The sequence below is a fragment of the Chromobacterium rhizoryzae genome, assembly GCF_020544465.1.
In the GTDB taxonomy this organism is placed as follows: domain Bacteria; phylum Pseudomonadota; class Gammaproteobacteria; order Burkholderiales; family Chromobacteriaceae; genus Chromobacterium.
The window spans coordinates 5,235,195-5,255,819 of the sequence record NZ_CP066126.1 but is presented as its reverse complement, the minus strand read 5'-3'; the positions used below and the strand labels follow the sequence as shown (position 1 = coordinate 5,255,819).

General features: G+C 62.6%; 22 protein-coding genes. 8 read left to right on the top strand and 14 right to left on the bottom strand.

Annotated features, from left to right (window positions below; genetic code table 11):
* Window positions 1–72 precede the first annotated feature (72 nt).
* Entirely contained in the window at window positions 73–837 is a 765-nt protein-coding gene (locus JC616_RS24115; protein WP_227105917.1) for an SDR family oxidoreductase, read from the top strand.
* Here JC616_RS24115 and JC616_RS24110 read toward each other — a convergent pair whose 3' ends face one another.
* Both JC616_RS24110 and JC616_RS24105 read right to left on the bottom strand, forming a co-directional pair.
* Window positions 838–1,407 (bottom strand): PTS sugar transporter subunit IIA, encoded by a 570-nt coding sequence (locus tag JC616_RS24110; RefSeq protein WP_107801347.1) that lies wholly within the window; start codon window positions 1,405–1,407, stop codon window positions 838–840.
* Between the two features lie 110 nt (window positions 1,408–1,517).
* Window positions 1,518–1,847: a hypothetical protein gene (locus tag JC616_RS24105; protein ID WP_227105915.1), complete on the bottom strand. Its 330-nt coding sequence runs from the start codon at window positions 1,845–1,847 to the stop codon at window positions 1,518–1,520.
* A 159-nt stretch (window positions 1,848–2,006) separates the two neighbouring features.
* On the opposite strand from JC616_RS24105, the gene JC616_RS24100 reads away from it, so the two are divergent.
* Entirely contained in the window at window positions 2,007–2,465 is a 459-nt protein-coding gene (locus JC616_RS24100; protein ID WP_227105913.1) for a GNAT family N-acetyltransferase, read from the top strand.
* Window positions 2,466–2,477: 12 nt separating this feature from the next.
* Here the strand turns inward: JC616_RS24100 and JC616_RS24095 are convergent, their stop codons facing one another.
* From JC616_RS24095 to pyk, 3 genes are all read right to left on the bottom strand, one after another.
* Entirely contained in the window at window positions 2,478–3,689 is a 1,212-nt protein-coding gene (locus JC616_RS24095) for a winged helix-turn-helix domain-containing protein (RefSeq protein WP_227105911.1), read from the bottom strand.
* Between the two features lie 73 nt (window positions 3,690–3,762).
* Entirely contained in the window at window positions 3,763–4,539 is a 777-nt protein-coding gene (locus JC616_RS24090; RefSeq protein ID WP_107801342.1) for a substrate-binding periplasmic protein, read from the bottom strand.
* A 113-nt stretch (window positions 4,540–4,652) separates the two neighbouring features.
* On the bottom strand, window positions 4,653–6,059 hold the full coding sequence (gene pyk / locus JC616_RS24085; protein WP_107801341.1) for a pyruvate kinase: 1,407 nt from the start codon (window positions 6,057–6,059) through the stop codon (window positions 4,653–4,655).
* Between the two features lie 729 nt (window positions 6,060–6,788).
* Here pyk and glpK point away from each other — a divergent pair.
* The 5 genes from glpK (at window position 6,789) to JC616_RS24060 (ending at window position 13,231) form a co-directional block, all read left to right on the top strand.
* The gene (glpK, locus tag JC616_RS24080) at window positions 6,789–8,294 is read left to right on the top strand and encodes a glycerol kinase GlpK (protein ID WP_107801340.1); all 1,506 of its coding nucleotides are present in this window, start codon (window positions 6,789–6,791) and stop codon (window positions 8,292–8,294) included.
* An 86-nt stretch (window positions 8,295–8,380) separates the two neighbouring features.
* Window positions 8,381–9,082, top strand: a complete 702-nt coding sequence (locus JC616_RS24075) for an MIP/aquaporin family protein (RefSeq protein ID WP_107801339.1) — start codon at window positions 8,381–8,383, stop codon at window positions 9,080–9,082.
* Between the two features lie 124 nt (window positions 9,083–9,206).
* A complete protein-coding gene (glpT, locus tag JC616_RS24070; RefSeq protein ID WP_227105909.1) occupies window positions 9,207–10,553 on the top strand; it encodes a glycerol-3-phosphate transporter in 1,347 nt (448 codons plus the stop codon).
* A gap of 389 nt (window positions 10,554–10,942) precedes the next feature.
* Window positions 10,943–12,460: a glycerol-3-phosphate dehydrogenase gene (gene glpD / locus JC616_RS24065; RefSeq protein ID WP_227105907.1), complete on the top strand. Its 1,518-nt coding sequence runs from the start codon at window positions 10,943–10,945 to the stop codon at window positions 12,458–12,460.
* Between the two features lie 252 nt (window positions 12,461–12,712).
* On the top strand, window positions 12,713–13,231 hold the full coding sequence (locus JC616_RS24060; protein WP_227105905.1) for a hypothetical protein: 519 nt from the start codon (window positions 12,713–12,715) through the stop codon (window positions 13,229–13,231).
* A 170-nt stretch (window positions 13,232–13,401) separates the two neighbouring features.
* On the opposite strand, the gene JC616_RS24055 is transcribed toward JC616_RS24060, so the two are convergent.
* The 6 genes from JC616_RS24055 to JC616_RS24030 form a co-directional block, all read right to left on the bottom strand.
* The gene (locus JC616_RS24055) at window positions 13,402–13,692 is read right to left on the bottom strand and encodes a hypothetical protein (protein WP_227105903.1); all 291 of its coding nucleotides are present in this window, start codon (window positions 13,690–13,692) and stop codon (window positions 13,402–13,404) included.
* 148 nt (window positions 13,693–13,840) lie between these two features.
* Window positions 13,841–14,131, bottom strand: a complete 291-nt coding sequence (locus JC616_RS24050; RefSeq protein WP_227105901.1) for a hypothetical protein — start codon at window positions 14,129–14,131, stop codon at window positions 13,841–13,843.
* A gap of 75 nt (window positions 14,132–14,206) precedes the next feature.
* On the bottom strand, window positions 14,207–14,500 hold the full coding sequence (locus tag JC616_RS24045; RefSeq protein ID WP_227105899.1) for a hypothetical protein: 294 nt from the start codon (window positions 14,498–14,500) through the stop codon (window positions 14,207–14,209).
* 1 nt (window position 14,501) lies between these two features.
* The gene (locus JC616_RS24040) at window positions 14,502–15,104 is read right to left on the bottom strand and encodes a M15 family metallopeptidase domain-containing protein (protein WP_227105897.1); all 603 of its coding nucleotides are present in this window, start codon (window positions 15,102–15,104) and stop codon (window positions 14,502–14,504) included.
* Window positions 15,061–15,657, bottom strand: a complete 597-nt coding sequence (locus tag JC616_RS24035; protein WP_227105895.1) for a PAAR domain-containing protein — start codon at window positions 15,655–15,657, stop codon at window positions 15,061–15,063. The genes JC616_RS24040 and JC616_RS24035 overlap by 44 nt, the downstream gene beginning before the upstream one ends.
* Window positions 15,641–15,988: a hypothetical protein gene (locus JC616_RS24030; RefSeq protein ID WP_227105893.1), complete on the bottom strand. Its 348-nt coding sequence runs from the start codon at window positions 15,986–15,988 to the stop codon at window positions 15,641–15,643. The genes JC616_RS24035 and JC616_RS24030 overlap by 17 nt, the downstream gene beginning before the upstream one ends.
* Window positions 15,989–16,296: 308 nt before the next feature.
* On the opposite strand from JC616_RS24030, the gene JC616_RS24025 reads away from it, so the two are divergent.
* A complete protein-coding gene (locus JC616_RS24025; protein ID WP_227105891.1) occupies window positions 16,297–16,974 on the top strand; it encodes a B3/B4 domain-containing protein in 678 nt (225 codons plus the stop codon).
* A gap of 156 nt (window positions 16,975–17,130) precedes the next feature.
* Here JC616_RS24025 and JC616_RS24020 read toward each other — a convergent pair whose 3' ends face one another.
* The 3 genes from JC616_RS24020 to JC616_RS24010 are packed head-to-tail and all read right to left on the bottom strand — an operon-like array spanning window position 17,131 to window position 20,620.
* On the bottom strand, window positions 17,131–18,243 hold the full coding sequence (locus JC616_RS24020) for an ABC transporter ATP-binding protein (RefSeq protein WP_227105889.1): 1,113 nt from the start codon (window positions 18,241–18,243) through the stop codon (window positions 17,131–17,133).
* Between the two features lie 11 nt (window positions 18,244–18,254).
* The gene (gene nagZ / locus JC616_RS24015; protein ID WP_227105887.1) at window positions 18,255–19,754 is read right to left on the bottom strand and encodes a beta-N-acetylhexosaminidase; all 1,500 of its coding nucleotides are present in this window, start codon (window positions 19,752–19,754) and stop codon (window positions 18,255–18,257) included.
* Window positions 19,751–20,620 carry a carbohydrate ABC transporter permease gene (locus tag JC616_RS24010; RefSeq protein WP_107801329.1) on the bottom strand — a complete coding sequence of 290 codons (870 nt, stop codon included), beginning with the start codon at window positions 20,618–20,620 and terminating at the stop codon, window positions 19,751–19,753. The genes nagZ and JC616_RS24010 overlap by 4 nt, the downstream gene beginning before the upstream one ends.
* Between the last annotated feature and the right edge of the window lie 5 nt (window positions 20,621–20,625).

The window sequence follows — 20,625 nt, the reverse complement described above, 5'->3', positions numbered from 1 at the left end:
TCGGCCTGAAACTGAAGCTGTCGCCGCGCCGAAGACCGGCGCGGGCCTCATTCACTTTCAGGAGGAAACTCAATGGGCGCATTGATCAATAAAACCGCCATCGTCACCGGCGCCAGTTCCGGCATCGGCATGGCGGCGGCCAGGCTGTTCGCGAGCGAAGGCGCGCGCGTGGTGCTGGTGGCGCGGCGCGCGGCCAAGCTGGATCGGCTGGTGTCGGAAATCGTGGCCGGCGGCGGTCAGGCGGCGGCTCTGGCCGGCGATCTCACGGAGGAAGATTGCGCGCGGGAGGCGGTGGAACTGGCGCTGGATAGATTCGGCGGCCTGGACGTCGCCTTCAACAACGCCGGCAGCCTGGGCGCGCTGGGCAGCCTGGACCAGGTGTCGCTGGACGGCTGGCGCGCGACGCTGGACAGCAATCTGAGCAGCGCCTTTCTGTGCGCCAAGCACCAACTGCCGGCCTTGTTGCGCGGCGGCGGCGGATCGATGATCTTCACCTCGTCCTTTGTCGGCCACGCCATCGGTTTCCCCGGCATGGCCGCTTACGCGGCCAGCAAGGCGGGGCTGGTGGGGCTGGCGCGCACGCTGGCGGCGGAATACGGCGCCCGGGGCCTGCGCGTCAACGCCTTGTTGCCGGGCGGCACCGACACCGAGATGGGCCGCGCCGCGGCGGCGACGCCGGAGCAGCGCGAGGCGGTGGCCGGCCTGCACGCGCTCAAGCGCATGGCCGCGCCGGAGGAGATCGCGCGGGCGGCCTTGTTCCTGGCGTCGGACGCGTCCAGCTTCGTCACCGGGACCACCTTGTTCGTCGACGGCGGCGTGTCCATCGGCAAGCTGTGATCAGAAGCGGGCCACCATCTTGCGCTTCACCGTGTAATCCGGCCGCAGGCTGGCTTCGCTGTCCATGAAGTAACGGTTGCTGTCCAGCAGGAAGTGCGGGTCGTTCAGTTCTTCCGGATCGGCCCAGTCGCACAGCAGGTGATAGAGCGCCTGCGCGCTGTGGCAGCGTTCCAGCGCCTGGCGGAACGGCCGTTCCGCGAACATGCGCGCGCAGCTGGCCAAAATATGCAGATGGGCCTCGCGGCTTTGCCGCGGCAGGAGCAGCACCAGCGCGGTATGCACCGCTTGTTGGTCCGGGGCGTCGAAGGCGATGGGGGTTTGCAGCCGCAGCAGCAGCGCGCGGGCTTCCGTCAGGCCCTCGATGCGGGCGTGCGGCAGCGCGAGGCCGTGGCCGAGCGCGGTGCTGCCGGCCTGTTCGCGCTCATGCAGCGCGGCGGCCAGCGTCGGGCGGTGCAGGGCGTGGCGCTGGGCCAGCTGGGAGGCGGCGTGTTCCAGCAGCGCAGCCTTGTCGGCCAGGGTTTGATTGAGCAGGATGTCTTGCGGGCCGCAGAGGTCGGGCAGGGTCAGCATGGCGGATTTCTCCTTTGGCTAGGGGTGCGACCTCATCCTAGTCAGCAGGGGCTAAAGATCCGCTAAAGAAAACGCGCGGCGGCATAAAAATGCCGCCAACGCGGCCGGGCTTATTTTTGCTCGGATTGCGGCTGCTCGGCCTTTTTCTCCTGGGCCTGCAGCGCGCCCTTCACGGCGGAAGCCTGTTCTTTCAGCTTGTTCACCTGCTCTTTCAGTTCCGGGCTCAGCGCGGCGGCCGCGGCGCCTGCCTGTTTGGCGACGCCGATGGCGGCGCTGGCCTGTTCCTTGAGCTGGCCCAGCGGCGCGCTGCTGTCCTGCAGCGTGTTGTGCACCGTGCCGATGGCGCTGGAGGCGGACTCTTGCAATTGGTTGGTTTGCTTCTCGCTGCAAGCGGCCAGAGCCAGGGCGGAAGCGGCGGCGATCAAAAGCGTGGCGCGCATGTAAACGTCCTCGTTGGGGAAAATGCTGTATTGAGCGCCGGCGAAGGCCGAAGTTCCGGGGTGGCTCCTGGCTGCAAGGCCAAGTGGTTCTTATGACTCCGTCTTGCTTGGGCCACAATGCGCGCATTGGGCGCGTTTGCGCCGCCACTGGAGATCGGCATGAGCGATACGCTTTCCATCCGCCCGTTGCGGGCCGAAGACTACGAGGCCTGGTTGCCGCTATGGCGCGGTTATCAGCGTTTTTACCAAGTGACGATGGACGAGGCCACGGTCATGGGAACCTGGCGGCGCTATCTGCTGCCGGATCACGCGATGCGCGGCTGGCTGGCCTGGGACGGCGAGCGGGCGGTGGGGCTGGTGCACATCGTATTGCACCCCAGCAGCTGGACCTTGGGCGATTATTGCTATTTGCAGGATTTGTTCGTGGCCGAGGATTGCCGCGGCCTGGGCGCCGGGCGGCAACTGATCGAATGGGTGTACCGGTGGGCGCGCGAGCGCGAGTGTTCGCGGGTGTATTGGCTGACCCATGAGACCAACGCCACCGCGCGGCGGCTTTACGATCAATTGGCGGAGAACCTGGGTTATATCCAGTACCGCAAGCAATTGACGCCTCTTTAGGAGCGCCTCCGCTCAGGCGTTCAGAGCGGCCGCCAGCGTCCCCGGCGCGCGTTCCACATGCAGCCGCGGCGCGCCGTGCCAGTCGGCCAGCTTTTGCAGCGCGGTCTTGAGATCGGCGCTCAGCCGCGCGCTGTGGCGAACGCCGGGCTCCAGGTAGAGCGCCTTGACCTCGAACACGCCTTGGGCGCGATGGGCCTTGGCGTCCAGCCGGCCCACCAGCTTGCCGCGGTTGAGTATGGGCAGCACGAAATAGCCGTACTGGCGTTTGGGCGCCGGGGTATAGCATTCGATGCGGTAGTCGAAGTCGAACAGCTCCGACGCGCGCTTGCGGTCCCAGACCAGCGGGTCGAACGGCGACAGGATGGCGGTGGCGGTGGCCTTGAGCTCGCCGGAGACGGCTTGGGGCAGGCGTTCCGCCAGATCGGCGTCGACGAAGACGTCGTGCTGCCAGCCGTCGATGCGGGCCGGAATCAGTTCGCCGGCATCGGCCATCTGGTGCAGCATGGCGTCGTAGCGGCCGCGCTTGAGCCGGTAGTAATCGGCCACCCAGCCGGCCTTGACCACGCCCAGCGCGCGGCAGCTGTTGCGCAGCATCCGCCATTGCGCCTGTTCTTCGGTGGGCAGGTCGCGCGCGTCGTCCCAGCCGGGCTTCACCCGTTCCGCCAGATCGTAGACGCGCTGGAAATTGCGCCTCTCCCTGACCATCAGCCGGCCCAGCGTGAACAACACTTCCAGATGTCGTTTCTCCGGCTTCCAGTCCCACCAGCCGTTGCCCTTGCCGTCCTTGCGTTCGAAGTCCGCCGAACGCGCCGGGCCGTTGACGCGGATGCCGTCTATCAGCGCGTCGATGTCGGCGCGGTGCTGCTCCAGCCAGCGCAGCGAGAATTTCCAGCCCATCGCCTCGGGTTTGAGCATGCGGTGGCGCAGCAGGCCGTAGTCCTCGGCGGGAACGAAGCAGGCTTCGTGCGCCCAGTATTCGAACAACCGGCCTTCGGCCAGCAATTGGTCCAGCCAGGCCGGATCGTAGGATCCCAGCCGGCTGTGCAGCACCAGATAGGGGCTGCGCGCCACCACGTGTATGGTGTCGATCTGCAATAAGGCCATGCGGCGGATGGCAGCCAGCACGTCGGCCTTGCCGGCTTTGCGGCGCGGCGGGCTCAGCAGGCCTTGGGCGGCCAGTTGCAGATGACGGGCTTGCTGCGGCGACAGGTGCAAAATGGACATGGCATGGTCATCGGTAGGACAAGTGGATGACTATAGCAAAAACCGTTTTGCTCAGGGGGGCGCTAAGTCCGGCTTAGGGTTTGGAGGGGGGGCGACCGGAGAAGAACTGCTTCACCAATTGTTGATAACTGCCATCCTGGCGCATTTTCTCCAGCGCCTGGTTGAAGCGCTGCAACAGCGGCAGCTGCGGCGAGGTTTTGTTGATGGCCAGATAAGTGGCTTTGCTGGCCAGGATGGCCGGCGCCACCGCGAGATTGGCGTAGGCGCCGTTTTGCATTCTGGCGTCCATCGCCTCCTGTATCGCCAGCACCGCGTCCAGATTGCCGCGCTGCAGGAGTTGCAGGTTCTGGCGGTCGGAGTCGCCGTCGTAGGCGCTGAACCGCTTGTCGGCGCGGGCGCGGTCGAATTCGTCGCCGTAGCTCCAGCCCGCCATCACGCCGACGCGCTTATTGTCCAGATCCGCCAGGCTGCGAAAATCGATGGGGCGTTGGCGGAGGTAGACCACCACGATGCGTTCCTGATACAGCGGCAGGCTGAAGTCGTAACGCTGTTCGCGGTTGACGGTTTTGTAGATGCCGGCCGCCGCCATGGCGCTGCGGTCCAGTTCGAAGATCGCGCGGCGCCACGTCAGGGCCCGGAACGCATGGGGAATGCCGGCTTTATCGCAGACGGCGCTGACCAGGCGCGGGTAGAGACCGCCGACCCGTTCGTTCTCCTCGTACATGAAGGGCGGCGCGTTGGCGTCCACCGCCACGGTCAGGATGTCCGCGTCTTGCCCGCGGCAGGGCGCGGTCAGGCAGGCGCCGAGCAGCAGCAGGGTCAGGCCGAGGCGGCGGATGCTAGCGATCATCGAGAGGAATCCGGAACGTGCTGATCAGCTAAGCATAGCCGCTGCCGCGGCCGACGACGGGCAAACGAAAACGGAACCCTAAGGTTCCGTTTGCTGTGACGCTCAGCCGGCGTTCAAGGGTAGACGATGCGCAGCAAATTGGTGGTGCCCGGCGTGCCGAAGGGCACCCCGGCGATGATCACCATGGGCTTGCCTTGTTCCGCCAGGCCCAGCTTGGTGGCGGCGAAGGTGGTTTTCACCACCATGTCTTCCAGGTTTTCCGCGTCCGGGCCGTTATAGGCCACCACGCCCCAGACCAGGGTCAGCCGGCGCGCGGTGTTCAGCCGCGGCGAGATGCCGAGTATGGGGGTGTGCGGGCGCTCGCGCGCCAGCCGCAGGCAGGTGGAGCCGCTGGTGGTGAAGGCGGCGGACACGGTGACCGGCAGCAGCGAACCCACTTTGCGCACACAGGCGGCGATGGCGTCGGCGCGGTCCGGCGCGTCGGCGGCGCTGTAATCCAGCGCCATCACCCGGCGGTAGTCCGGCGCGCTTTCCACGCGGCGGATCACCCGGTCCATGATGCGCACCGCTTCCAGCGGGAATTGGCCGGCGGCGGTTTCCGCCGACAGCATCACCGCGTCGGCGCCTTCGTAAACCGCGGTGGCCACGTCGTTGGCCTCGGCGCGGGTGGGCGTGGGCGCGGTGATCATCGATTCCAGCATCTGGGTGGCGACGATGACCGGGCGGCCCAGATGACGGCACTGATGGACGATGCGGCGTTGCACCACCGGCACGTCTTCCGGCGGCAGCTCCACGCCCAGATCGCCGCGCGCCACCATCACCGCGTCGGCCAGTTCGGTGATGGCGTCCAGCTCGTCCACCGCCGACGGTTTTTCGATCTTGACCATGATGCCCAGCTTCTGTCCCACCAGTTCGCGCAGCTCGCGCACGTCGTTGGCGGTTTGCACGAAGGACAGCGCCAGCCAGTCCGCGCCTTCCTTCAGCGCGAATTCGGCGTCCAGCCGGTCTTTGTCGGTGATGGCGGACAGGGGCAGGATGGTTTGCGGCAGATTGAAGCCTTTGCGGCTGGACAACTCCCCGCCCACCTCCACCCGGGTGGCGATGCGGCGCGCTTCCACTTGTTCCACGTGAAACGCCAGCTTGCCGTCGTTGACCAGGATGCGATGGCCGGGCTTGAGCGCGGCGAAGGCTTCCGGATGCGGCAGGCTGGCGCGTTGCGCGTCGCCGTCCACCTCGTCCAGCACGAAGTCGAAGGCGTCGCCGGTGTTCACCATCGTCGGCACGGCGAACTGGCCGATGCGCAGCTTGGGTCCTTGCAGGTCCACCAGCACGCCCAGCGGGCGGCCGAGCGCGGCTTCGGCGGCGCGGATGGAGGCCAGGCGCGCGCGATGATCGTCGTGGCTGCCGTGGCTCATATTGAGGCGGAACACGTTCACGCCGGAGCGCGCCAGTTCCAGGATGATTTCGGGCGTGCTGGAAGCCGGGCCCAGCGTGGCTAGGATTTTGGTATTGCGAAGCATGACAGTCCTTTATGCCCGGTCCGGCCGCGAGGCGTTGCGCGGCCTGGCGTGGGCGGTGTTGTTTTGCCAATCACATCCGTGCGTCTTTCCATCTAGGCTGCGCCGCGTTTGATGGAACTGTCTGTCATGCTGCCACAGTCGGACTGTAGCGGCTTGACTACGTAAGGCCGGCGGCGTTTAAGGCCGGAAAACGCGCGGCCTGTGTGCGAATCCCGCCACTGGATCAGGGTGAATGTTCGTTTTTTGCGCGTTTTACCCTTTTCAGCGGCAAGCGAGAGAAGCCGCCGAAAAGCTGGCCCTAGGGGGATCTTGGGACCAGAGCAGGGTTATTTTATCTCCAGATAAAGACAAAAACTTTGTTGCAACACAGAGTCAGTGGAGAATCATGGCGGCCAATGCGCTGCAACATAGGGCTTTTACTCGATAACTTGCTGAAACGGCACCCTTTGTAGTGGAGCGCTACAGGGAGCAAACCCTTGCTGTTATTGCTTTGCAGCATGAATTGGAGCGGCGCGGAAAGTCGCGATATTAAGATTTTTTTACGAAGAACGATTGACAAGCTTTGGCCGGGGCCTAGAATGGCTCGAAAATAAAACGAACGTCATAAGTACAAAAAGAAACATTATCAATAACTTGAGCGATGGAGCACGGTCCGCAACCGGCATCCGCCGCCGCATGCAACGAACGAACAGACACCAGGCCGCCCACCGGCTGAACAGGAGAAACCCTATGCAGGATCAATTCGTGTTGGCCTTGGATCAAGGCACCACCAGTTCTCGCGCCATTTTGTTTAATCGCAGCGGCGACATCGTGTCGCTGGCGCAAAAGGAATTCCGTCAGATCTACCCGCAGCCGGGCTGGGTGGAGCACGATCCGCAGGAAATCTGGGGCGGCCAGGTGGGCGTGGCGGCCGAGGCCGTGGCCAAGGCCGGCATCGACGGCCGCAGCATCGCCGCCATCGGCATCACCAATCAGCGTGAAACCACGATTGTATGGGACCGCGAAACCGGCCACCCGGTGTACAACGCCATCGTATGGCAGGACCGCCGCACCGCGGAATTCTGCGATGAGCTGAAGGGGCGCGGCCTGGGCGAGTTGATCCGCTCCAAGACCGGCCTGCTGGTGGACGCCTATTTCTCCGGCAGCAAGATCAAGTGGATTCTGGACAATGTGCCGGGCGCGCGGGAACGCGCCCGCGACGGCAAGCTGGCCTTCGGCACCGTGGACAGCTGGCTGATCTGGAATTTCACCCACGGCAAGGTGCACGTCACCGATGTGTCCAACGCCTCGCGCACCATGCTGTACAACATCCATACCCTGGAATGGGACGCCGAGCTGCTGGACATCATGGGCATTCCGGCCAGCATGCTGCCGGAGGTGAAAAGCTCCAGCGAAGTCTACGGCCACACCCACGCCGCCCATCTTGGCGTGGCCATCCCCATCGCCGGCGTGGCCGGCGACCAGCAGGCGGCGCTGTTCGGCCAGCAATGCACCCGCCCCGGCATGGTGAAGAACACCTACGGCACCGGCTGCTTCATGATGCTGAACACCGGCGACGCGCCGATCGAATCCAAGAACAATCTGCTGACCACCATCGCCTGGAAGGTGGACGGCAAGGTGCAGTACGCGCTGGAAGGCTCCATCTTCATCGGCGGCGCGGTGGTCAAGTGGCTGCGCGACGGCCTGGGCATCATCCGCCATTCCGCCGACGTGGGCCCGCTGGCCCAGGAAGTGGCCGACAGCGACGGCGTCTACCTGGTGCCGGCCTTCGCCGGCCTGGGCGCGCCGCATTGGAATCCGAACGCGCGCGGCACCATCGTCGGCGCCACCCTGGGCACCAAGGCCGCCCACATCGCCCGCGCGGCGCTGGACAGCATCGCCTATCAGACCATGGACGTGCTCAAGGCGATGGAGGCCGACGCCGGCTTCGACATCGCCGAATTGCGCGTGGACGGCGGCGCCACCGTCAACGAACTGCTGATGCAGTTCCAGTCCGACATCCTGAGCGTGGACGTGGTGCGCCCCAAGATCACCGAAACCACCGCGCTGGGCGCCGCCTATCTGGCCGGCCTCGCCGTGGGCTACTGGAAGAACGTCGACGACGTCCAGGGCCAATGGCAGCTGGACCACCGCTTCAAGCCGCGGCTGGAAGCCGCGCACGTGGCCGGCAAGGTCAAGGGCTGGCGGCGCGCGGTGAACGCCGCCAAGGTCTGGGCCGACGACGAACAGGCTTGATGAACGCGGCCTGTCTCGGACGCGACGACTGATAGGTTCCGCCGCCCGGGCGCGGCGGACGCACTCCTTATCCGGAAGAAACAATCATGAATCCTTTAATGGGCGAATTCATCGGCACCGCCTTGCTGGTGTTGCTGGGCAACGGCGTGGTGGCCAATGTGCTGTTGAAAAACACCAAGGGCCACAATAGCGGCCTCATCGTCATCGCCTTCGGCTGGGCGATGGCGGTCTTCGTCGGCGTGTTCAGCGTGGCGGCGATCAGCGGCGCCCACCTGAACCCGGCGGTGTCCGTGGCGTTGGCGGTGGCCGGCAAGTTTGCCTGGGCCAAGGTGCCCGGCTACGTGCTGGCGCAGATGCTGGGCGGCATGAGCGGCGCCGGCCTGATGTGGCTGATCTACCGCAAGCATTTTGACAGCACCGATTGCGCCGACACCAAGCTGGCCACCTTCTGCACCGGCCCGGCCATCCGCAGCCTGCCGGGCAATCTGGTGTCCGAAATCGTCGCCACCTTCGTGCTGGTGTTCGCCATCCTCAGCATGGTGGCGCCCAAGATGTCGCTGGGCGCCATCGACGCGCTGCCGGTGGCGCTGCTGGTGTTGGGCATCGGGGTGTCGCTGGGCGGCACCACCGGCTATGCGATGAGCCCGGCCCGCGATCTGGCGCCGCGCATCATGCACGCCATCCTGCCGATTCCCGGCAAGCGCGACAGCGACTGGGGCTATGCCTGGGTGCCGGTGGTCGGCTCCCTGATCGGCGGCGCGCTGGCGGCCTTGGCCTATACCCTGTGATGCCTGGCCGGTTCCTTGGAACCGGCCGCAGTTTTCGCGCGGCGGCGTTTTAGCCGCCGCGCTTGTAATCCGGAGCCGGCGCAGATCGGACCGTAGTTGCCACACTAAAAAATGAGGTGTTCCCATGATCAGCATGTTCCGTCCGGCGGCGCATCAGCCGCTATTGCCCTCCTCTGAGCAAGACAGCTTGTACCGGAGACTGCGCTGGCAGATCTTCCTCGGCATCTTCATCGGCTACGCCGGTTATTACCTGGTGCGCAAGAATTTCTCGCTAGCCATGCCCTACCTGGTGGAGCAAGGCTATTCGCGCGGCGACCTGGGCTTCGCCATGTCCGGCGTCGCCATCGCCTACGGCATTTCCAAATTCCTGATGGGCGCGGTGTCCGACCGCTCCAACCCCCGCGTCTTCCTCAGCGTCGGCCTGATTTTGTCCGCCGCCATCTTCCTGCTGATGGGCTTCGCCCCCTGGGCCACGTCCAGCGTGGGCATCATGTTCGTGCTGCTCTTCCTCAACGGCTGGTTCCAGGGCATGGGTTGGCCGGCCAGCGGCCGCACCATGGTGCACTGGTGGTCGCAGAAGGAGCGCGGCGGCATCGTGTCGATCTGGAACTGCGCGCATAACGTGGGCGGCGGCCTGATCGGCCCGCTGTTCATCCTGGGCATGGGCTGGTTCAACGACTGGCGCGCCGCCTTCTACGTGCCGGCCGCCGCCGCCATCGGCGTGGCCATCTTCGCCTATCTGACCATGCGCGACACCCCGCAGTCTTGCGGCCTGCCGCCGGTGGAAGCCTATAAGAACGACTACCCGGAAGACTACGACGCCAGCCACGAGCAAGAGCTGAGCGCGCGCGACATCTTCAAGAAATACATCCTGCCCAACAAATTGTTGTGGTACATCGCCTTCGCCAACGTGTTCATCTACCTGCTGCGCTACGGCGTGCTGGACTGGGCGCCCACCTATCTGAAAGAGGTCAAGCACTTCTCGGTGGACAAATCGTCGTGGGCCTACTTCTTGTACGAATGGGCCGGCATTCCCGGCACCCTGCTGTGCGGCTGGATGTCCGACAAGCTGTTCAAGGGCAACCGCGGCGCCACCGGCATGCTGTTCATGGCCCTGGTGACCGTGGCCACCGTGGTGTACTGGCTGAACCCGGCTGGCAATCCCACCGTGGACATGCTGGCGCTGATCGCCATCGGCTTCCTGATTTACGGCCCGGTGATGCTGGTGGGCCTGCACGCGCTGGAGTTGGCGCCGAAGAAAGCCGCCGGCACCGCCGCCGGCTTCACCGGCCTGTTCGGCTATCTGGGCGGCTCGGTGGCCGCCAATGCGGTGGTCGGCTACACCGTCGACCACTTTGGCTGGGACGGCGGCTTCATGCTGATGGTGGGCTCTTGCGTCGCCGCCATCGTGCTGCTGGCTTTGACCACCTGGCATGGGCGCGATCAGGACGCCGCCTTGAACCGGGTGTAGATCCCGCAGGGCCCGGCGCTGCCGGGCGCTTTACGAGGCGGCGACTCAGGTTGCCGCCTGTTTTTTTGCGTATTTCCGCGTTTAGTCGGTTAAAAAGACAAAACCGCGTGCTAACAACGTATAAACGAAAGCAAAATGTTGTATTTTTGTTCGTTTATAATTATTCTGGGTAGGATGGCATTGCTGGGGCGTTGACGCGCGCCGGCGAGGGAATAACGGCGCTAAGAAGCTGTTCAAAGTCTCGCGAGCAAGAGCGAGACAAGGCCTTGCGGCTGAGAAAGCGGAATGCACACGTGGTACAAGCTGTACTCACCGTGTGATGCTCCACGACGCGCAGCAGACTTTGAACAGCCTCTAAGCAGGCCCCTGGAAAGAAAGAGGTAGGGAAGATGGCAGTGGAGATTTACGACCTGATGGTGATCGGCGGCGGCATCAACGGCGCCGGCATCGCGCGCGACGCGGCCGGACGCGGCTTGTCGGTGATGCTGTGCGAAAAGGACGATCTGGCCGCGCACACCTCCTCCGCCAGCACCAAGCTGATTCACGGCGGCCTGCGCTATCTCGAATACTATGAATTCGGCCTGGTGCGCAAGGCGCTGCAAGAGCGCGAAGTGCTGCTCAAGGCCGCGCCGCACATCATCTGGCCGCTGCGCTTCGTGATGCCGCACGACAAGAACCAGCGCCCGGAATGGATGATACGCTGCGGCCTGTTCCTCTACGATCACCTGGCGCGCCGCGAAGTGCTGCCCGGCTCCGAAACCGTCAGCTTCGCCAGCCACCCGGCCGGCCAGCCGATCAAGCCGGCGTTCAAGCGCGGCTTCGTCTACTCCGACGGCTGGGTGCAGGACGCGCGCCTGGTGGTGCTCAACGCCAAGGACGCAGCCGAGCGCGGCGCGCGGGTGCAGACCCGCACCGCCTGCGTCGGCGCCCGCCGCGACGGCGAACACTGGCTGTGCGAACTGCAGGCCGAAGACGGCAGCCGCAGCCAGGCGCGCGCTCGCGCGCTGGTCAACGCCGCCGGCCCGTGGGTGGAAAGCCTGATCAAGGACACGCTGGCCTTGCCGTCCGGCAAGTCCATCCGTCTGGTCAAGGGCAGCCACATCGTGGTCAAGAAGCTGTTCGACCACCCTTATGCCTACATCTTCCAGAACCCGGACAAGCGCATCATTTTCGCGATTCCCTACGAGCAGGATTTCACCCTGATCGGCACCACCGACGTGGAATACCGCGGCGATCCGGCCAAGGTGGCGATAGACGATCAGGAAGTGGCGTATCTGTGCCAGATGAGCAACCGCTACTTCCAGACCCAGATCAGCCCGGCCGACGTGCTGTCCACTTATTCCGGCGTGCGCCCGCTGTTGGACGACGAAGCCAGCAACGCCGCCAGCGTCACCCGCGATTACTCGCTGGAAATGGATCTGGACGGCGCGCCGCTGCTGTCGGTGTTCGGCGGCAAGATCACCACCTTCCGCAAACTGGCGGAAGAGGCGGTGGACAAGCTGGCGCCGTTGCTGGGCAACAACAAGACCACCTGGACCGCCGACGCGCCGCTGCCGGGCGGCGATATGCCGGGCGCGGATTTCGAGCGCTTCCTGCAAAGCCTGCGCCAGCAATATCCGTGGCTGCCGGAAGCGTTGGCGCGACGCTGGGCGCGCGCCTACGGCACCCGTGTGGCTAGATTGATAGGCGAGGCCGCCGGCCTGGAGCAATTGGGCGTGGAACTCCTGCCCGGCCTGTACGAAGCCGAGTTGCGTTATCTGGTGAACGAGGAATGGGCGACGCGCAGCGAGGACATTCTGTGGCGCCGTTCCAAGCTCAAGCTGCACCTGCCGGCGCACGCCGCCCAGGTGATCGACGCCTGGTTATTGGGCCAGGCCGCCGCGCGTGAGCAGCGGCTGACTGCCTGATTCAAGGCGGTTTCAAGCCAGAACAGCCCGGCCTTGCGCCGGGCTTTTTCTTTGCCGGTTCTTTGGCGGGCGGCGCGATGCGGGCTTTAGCGGATTTATCCACAGGCAAGCCTGAAACCCGGATTCATCCACAGCGCAGGCAAGCGGCCGGTTTGATCGCTCGCCGCCCGCCTTCGGCGGGGCTGGGACGGCATGCGCGGGCCTTGGCGCGCCAAAGCTGCTACTCTTTGTTTTCCTAGCCTGAAGCCAGGCATGCAGTGGGAGCCTGATCTATTTGAGCGAGGCAAGGCGCCGCGGCTGAAGAATACGGTAGTGGGCGTTCTGAAGCGGCGTTCGCCGCGAAAAGCTTCGCGCAGCGCAGGCATTGAACAGGTTCTACGACCAATGGGAGGCTTTATGTCCGTAAAACGTCCATTTCGTCATGATGAGCATTCCGTCGTCCAGACGGAGTCCTTGCAGGAGCCCTCTTTCGCCGTGTGTCTGCCGGCGCGTTTGCGTTTGTACTGCCAGTTGGTGCCAGCCACGGCAAGCAATCAAGAGGCTTACCGGATGGGCCGCGCGTTTGCCGGCCATTACATGGCCTACGTGGCGGAGCACCCCTGCCATGCGGAAGATTCGCTGTTGGCGCGCATGGCGGAGCACGCCGATTTCACTGCGGAAGGGCTGGAAGGCGAATATTGGGCCGGCTTTTTTTCGCTGATAGAAGAGGCGGTGCTCAACGCGGTTGAACTCCTGGACGCGGATGGCAAGATGGGCGGCTCTATCCACTGAGCTCGCGCCAATGCGGTTTCTGCCCGGCCATGGCGCCGGGCTTGCTATTTGTGCCCGGCTTGCTTGGTTTGCAGCATGCTGCTTTAGAAGCTGACGCCGCTTAGCTGCGGGCTGTTCTTATCCACAGCATCCAAGCCCGCATGTCTAGCGGTGGGCATCGACCACTCGGTTCATTCCACAATACCGAATACTTCATTCCATTTCTTCAATTCAGCTACGACTTCAGGGTTTGCTTTGTATTTTATTAGTAATCGTTTTTGTTGTTTCATTGCTCGATTACAGTATTTATTTAAATCACGGATAACTTCGCGTTGACGAGCATCATTATCGCCGGATATTTCACCTGACAAATGTTCACAGGTTTCAGCATTATCTATAAAGTTTTTTACATCCTTATTGCTGAGGTTGCTGGCATAGAGGTTGCTGGAGAGTAGTGCCAAAATAGTGAGAAACTTTTTCATATTAATAAATAAAAATACTTTTCTCCCATTTAAATTTTACAATATCGTAGATGATAACGGCGATATGCTGTTCTTTATTCGCAACTTGCCATTGTTTGATGGTCATGATATCAGTGTTTGTTAATTGTCGTTAAAACAATCGCAATTATCAATCCTTATAATCCAATACTTCATCAAACTGTCTTATGGCTTTAATGACCTTATGATCATTTTTGTATTTCACTAACAATTGCCTTCTCAATTTATCTGCCCTTTCGCAATGCTTGTTAGCATCCTTAATAACGTCCATCTGGCGGGCATCACCATCCCCTGATACTTCACCTAACAGATGCTCACAAATCTCTGCATTATCCATAAAGCTTTTTACATCCTTATTGCTGAGGTTGCCGGCATAGAGATTGCTGGAGAGCATTACCAAAATAGTGAGTAAATTTTTCATATTGTTAAATAAGATAGAAATTACATTGTGGCTAAAGATTTTTAATTACTCATAAACGGATATTTTTATTATTCTTCAATATTTTGGGTCAAGTGTTTCATCAAACTCCCTAATTGCTTTTATTACTTCTTCATCATTTTTATATTTTTCCAACAATTTTTTCCTTTGCCGCTTGGCTGTTCCACAATATTTATTAGCATTTTTGATATCAATAGCTTTTGCCTTATACCCTCCACTGACCTCCCCGGATAAATGTTCACAAATCTGAGCATTTTTAAAAAATACCTGTATCTCTTTTTTTTCGAGATTACTGGCGTAACTATTGTTTAAAGTTAGCATTAATATTAATATCGTGACTGATTGTTTCATATTATCTTCCATCTACGGACCAATGAGGCTTGTCTTTTGAGCCAAGTTTGAATTTTACGACATTATAAGTGGCCCCGACCGCGTGTAACTCCTTGTTCATGCCAGTACGAGGTGTTGCCTTGATTGTTATGATCGAGCTATCGTTATTGGTGATTATCAAATCGCCTGACCAAGTGATACTCATATCAATAGCTTGGCGCATAGTATGTCGTGTTCTAAGTGCTGGAATAGTGCCTAAGTGAAGAATTTCAAAGTACTGAGCCATGGCTCTTGCAGCAGAAATGGATTTCTCATCATTACCATGATCCCATAGGATATGGATATCAGGGCGTAGAACAGCTTTATTTGGTTTCACTTTTTTCTTAGCAATTAGATAGCTCCAATGAAAAAGGTAAGCCCGTTTTTCCGGTCTATAAGTTGACGCTACTCGCACAGTTGCTCCTGCCGCTTTCAATGCCTCAACAAAAGCCCGGACATTGGCCTGGAAAGTCGGCTCCAGTTCAGAAATGCTAGCACTTGCTGGATAGCGCTCCACCCAGGCCATGCCGCTGAGTTCGGGTTCAGGAATCGTCACTACAACAGGCGTCGCTTCCGATCTCGCCATCAAAGGTCTGTGTATTGTCGTCATGGTAGGGGGCCGTCAAGGTTGAGTTCATGCACAGGGTGCTGACGATGAGTTGGGTCATGCCCAGCGAATCCGTCAGTCCGGTTCTGAAGGTCTTGTCTTGCAGGTCTATGCGATAAGGCATGCCCACATGCGGTTTGCCTGTTGTCTCGCTGACCAGTTGGTACTGGATTTCGAAGCGGTAGGGCGAGACATAGTCCTGTGTTGCCGCATGTCCAGGCGGCGGAGGCGGAGGTTCGCCTTCATCGGTCGAATTGCTTTTCAGCTTTTGATTGGCGATCAGTTTGGGCGGCGGTTCGCACTGGCAGATGCACAGATCGCCCTCCAGCGCGGCTTGTTTGCCATGCCAGATTTCCGATGTCCGCGGCGGCACGCAGAGGATGCGGCCTAGGCGGTTGCAGGCCGGACAATGAATGGGGTCGCCTTCAACGGCCAGTTCCCTGCCCTCGATGCGTCCTTGCCCGCTGGCGGCTACGATGACGCCGCCGGCGGTGGTGCTTGCTCCAAGGCAGCAGTTATATCTCTTTGACAAGGTCCGGGCTCCAGTCAGGGTCCAAGAAGCCGGGGATGGGTTTCCCTTCGTATTCATCAAGGAAGCGCAAGCCACTGGGCGGGCCCGAATGGATCTTGTCGCCGTTGCTGAGCGGGCTGCCTATCAGCGCCAGCGATTTACCGGTTTCCCTGTTATAGAAAGCGTGGCCGCAGCCAGCGCTGACGATGGCGGTGCTGCCGTCCGGATATTCGACAATATCGCCGGTCTGACCCACTTTTATATTGTCGCAGGTGATTTTGCTGGTGGCTTTCAATACTCCGCCTTTTTGGCTCACACTCCCATCCAGTGCAACTTGATGCCAAGTTCCCATGATTGCACCCCTGATTATTTAAAAATAATGATGATTTATTTAATGGTAGGTGCCGGCAACTGGCTTAAAGACTAGTATTTCTATTTGCATTCCATTGCGTTTATATAAAAAAATAAATACATTAAAAATGATTGATGCTTTGCTTGTTTTTAATGATGGGTTATTTGTTGGCAGTAATGGTTTTTATTGAATGGGCAGCCAGAAATCATAATGGATTCAGTTTCACTAATACCCCAGCAAAAAAACGCGTTTCCCCTTTGTCCGCGGCGGGCCTATGCTGAGGCGGATTCAACCGTGGAAAGTCCGAGATGCAGATTGCCCTGAGCCCCGCCTTATTGTCCCGTCTACCGCAGATCCAGGTCAGCGGCCTGATCGCGCTGGAGATAGACGCCGCCGCCTTGCCCGCGCGCTTGCCGACGCTGCCGGAGCCGGAGCGCGATCTGGATGCGTTGCTGCAAGCCTGGAAGCAGTTGTACAAGGACTTGCCTGGCGACAAGAAGGCGCGCTGTTCGCTGGAATACCTGGTCAAGGCGGCGCAAAAGGACAAGCTGCGCAGCATTCTGCCGCTGGTGGACTTGTACAATCAGGCGTCCTTGTCGAGCCTGAGCCCGTTTGGCGGCGAGGACATCGCCAAGCTGGGCGGCGTATTGCAATTGGATCTGGCGGCGGGCGACGAGTCCTTCCTGCCGCTGGGACGGGATCAGGCGGAAACGCCGCAGCCGGGCGAGGCGGTGTGGCTGAACGGCGAGCGGCGGGTGGTGTGCCGCTGTCTGAACTGGTTGGAGTCGGACCTGTTCAAGCTGGACGCCGGCAGCCGCGACGTGGTCTTCGTCAGCGAGCGCCCAGATCAGGGGTTTCCTTCCGGCGCGGCGGGCATGGACTGGCTGGCCGAGCAACTGCGGCCGCATGCCGGAAGGCTGCTGCGTTTCGAACTGGACGCGGCGCGGGCGAGCTTTGAACTGGCCGCTGTGGATAAAGCGGCGTGAAGACGCCGGCTTGTGGGTAAGTGGCGCAGGCCTGCTTTGAGCCGAGCATCGTCGCGCGGCGATGGCGGCTTGTGGATAAAACGGCAGGATAAGGTTTTCTGTGGATAAATGAAAAAGGACGCGATCGCGTCCTTTTTGCGTATGCGCTGCCGTTGTTCACACCGTCTCGGTCTGGGCCTGCGCTTGAGTCGTCAGCCGGGGCAAGGCCTGGTCCCGGGCGTCGAACAGATGACAGTGCTCGGCGTCCAGCGCCAGGCGGCAGGCGCTGCCGGCCGGTGGGGCGGCGTCCTGGCCGCCCAGCTTGACCGCGATGGGCTCGGCCACGCCGTCGGCCTGGACGTAGACGATCTGCACATCGCCCAGGTGTTCGACCAGTTGCACCGTCGCCGGCACGCCGGCGTCGGCGAAGCGCAGGTGTTCGGCGCGCACGCCCAGGGTGGCGGCGTCGCCGGCGCGGCCCTGGAAGGGCAGGCTCAGCCGGTGGCCGCCGGGCAGTTCCAGCGCCAGGCCGGCCGGGCCGTCTGCGGCGATGGCCGCCGGCAGGAAGTTCATCTTGGGCGAGCCGATGAAGCCGGCGACGAAGCGGTTGGCCGGGCGCTGGTAGAGTTCCAGCGGCGTGCCCACTTGTTCGATGCGGCCGGTGTTGAACACGGCGATGCGGTCGCCCATGGTCATCGCTTCCACCTGGTCGTGGGTGACGTAAATCATGGTGCTGCCCAGTTCCTTGTGCAGACGCGCCAGTTCGATGCGCATCTGCACCCTGAGCGCGGCGTCCAGATTGGACAGCGGCTCGTCGAACAGGAACACCTCCGGCTTGCGCACGATGGCGCGGCCTATGGCCACGCGCTGGCGCTGGCCGCCGGACAGGGCCTTGGGTTTGCGGTCCAGCAGGTGTTCGATCTGCAGGGTCAGCGCCGCGCGGTGCACGGCGGCGGCGATTTCCTGCTTGCTTTTGCCGGCCAGCTTGAGGCCGAAGGCCATGTTTTCCCGCACCGTCATGTGCGGATAGAGCGCGTAGCTCTGGAACACCATGGCCACGCCGCGCTTGGACGGCTGGATGTCGTTGGCGAGCTGGCCGCCTATCCACAGTTCGCCGGCGCTGATGTCTTCCAGGCCGGCGATCATGCGCATCATCGTGGATTTGCCGCAGCCGGACGGGCCGACGAAGACCATGAATTCGCCGTCGCGGACGGCGAGATCGACGCCGTGGATGACCGCGTTGCCGTCGTCGTAGACTTTTCTAATATTGCTGAGCTTGAGGTGGGCCATATCGAATCCTTTTAGTGCAGGCGCGCCGGCAGCGCGCCCGCGGCGTCTATCTCGCCGGCCAGCCATTGGGCGACGGCGTCCAGCGCCGCGTCGGCGAAACCGTAGCTGATCAGCGCCGGCGCGTCGAGATCGGCGGCGGCGTAGGGGTTCCACAAGGCCAGGTGCAGGTCCGGCCGCCATTCGGCGCGCTCGCGCGCGCCGTAGCGTTCGCGGGTGGTGGAGGCGACCACGGTGTAGCGGCCGTCCTGAGGCAGCCGGCGCCAGTCCAGTTCCTCGCGCCGCTGGTAGCGGATCACTTCCAGGCTGAAGCGGCGCGACAGCTGGGCGATCAGCCGAGCGATCAGCGCGTCGGCGGACAGGCCGGCCTCGGACACGCCGTCGGACGGCGCCTGGTCCTGCACCACCAGGCGCAGCGTGGCGCCGGCCGGCGGCCGTTGCGGCTGGCCGTGGGCGGTCAACGCGCGGCGCCAGGCGTCGGCGAACAATTCGGCGTCGGCGGCGCGCTGCGCCGCGTCGTAATCGCGCTGACGGCTGGGGTAGCGCCGGATCAGCGCGTCCACGCGCGCGGCCGCTTCTTGCAGCCGCGCCTCGCTCAGCCGGCCGGCGGAGACGGCGGCTATCAAGGCCTGCTTGCTCTCCTCCATTTCGTCCGGGAATTGCAGCACCAGGCTGAGGTCGGCGCCGGCGGCCAGCGCCTGCGCGCTGCCCTGGGCCTGGCCCCAGCGTTCGCGGATGGCCTTCATATTCATGCCGTCGGTGATCACCACGCCCTGGTAGCCCAGCTGCTCGCGCAGCAGTTGCTGCAAGATGGCCGGCGACAGCGTGGCCGGCCAGTCCGCGTCCAGCGTGGGAAAGCGGATGTGGGCGCTCATCATGCCGGGGGCGAGGTCGGCCAGCGCGGCGAACGGCGACAGTTCGTAATCGCGCAGCTCGGCCTTGGGCTTGTCCACCACCGGCAGGTCCAGGTGGGAGTCGGTATGGGTGTCGCCGTGGCCGGGGAAGTGCTTGACGCAGCAGGCCACGCCTTCGGACAGATGGCCGTTGATCCAGGCGCGCGCCAGCCGCGTCGCCTTGAGCGGGTCCTCGCCGAAGGAGCGTTCCGAGATCACCGGATTGGCCGGGTTGTTGTTGAGGTCCAGCACCGGGGCGAAGTTCCAGTTCACGCCCAGGCTGGCCAGGCCGCGCGCCACCGCGGCGCCCACTTTCTCGGCCAGCTCGGCGTCGTCCACCGCGCCCAGCGCCATCGCCGACGGCGCCGCCGGCAGGAACAGGGTGCGCATCACCGCGCCGCCTTCCTGGTCCATGCCGATCAGGATGTCCTCGCCCAGCGCGCATTGCAGATCGGCGATCAGCCGGCGGATGCTGGCCTCGTCCGGCACATTGCGGCGGAACAGGCAGATGGCGCGCGCGCCCAGCTGTTGCAGGAAGGCGGCTTCCTCATCGCCCAGGCGCGGGCCGGCCACGTCCACCATCAGCGCCTGGCCGGCCAGTTGTTGCAGGGTATCGCTCATTTGACGGCTCCATCGAATCCGCGCAGAAAGTAGCGCTGGGTGAACAGGAAGACCAGCAGGATGGGCAGCACGGTCAGCACCGCGCCGGCGGCCACCACCCGGGTCTTGAAGCTGAAGGCGCCGGACAGGTAGAGCACGCCCACCGACAGCGGGAATTTGTCCGGGCTGGACATCACGATGGACGGCCAGATGTATTGGTTCCACGCCGACACCATGGTGAGTATGGTCAGCGCCGCCAAGGCCGGGCGCGACAGCGGCAGCATGATTTTCCAGAAGATCTGCCAGTCGCCGGCGCCGTCGACGCGGGCGGCGTCGATCAGATCCTGCGGCACGGCTTCGAAGGCCTGCTTCATCAGGAAGATGCCCACCGCGCCCGCCAGCGTGGGCAGCACCACGCCGCTGTAGCTGTCTGTGAGCTGCAGCTTGGACACGGTGATGAAGTTGACCAGGAAATTGACTTCGCTGGGCAGGATCATGGTGGCGAGGATGGCGCCGAACACCAGCTTGCGGCCGGGAAAACGCATCCGCGCCAGCGGGTAGGCGGCCAGCGCGCTGACCAGCAGGGTGCCGGCCACGGTGGCCAGCGCGATGACGACGGAGTTCTTGTAGAAGGCCAGCAGATCGATGCTGGACACCGCTTCCTTGAAGTTGTCCAGGCCGGGGGCGCTGGGCAGCAAGGGCGGCGGGAAGGCGAACACGTCGCCCTCGGTGGACAGCGCGGTGACCAGCGTCCACCAGAACGGATAGACGGTGACGACGGCGATCAGGCTCAGCACCAGATAGTGCAGGCCGCGGCCGGCCAGCTTGCTCAGCCGGGCGCTGTGGCGGCGGGCGGCGGGCGCGGCGAGGGTGGCGGTGTTGTGCATGGCGT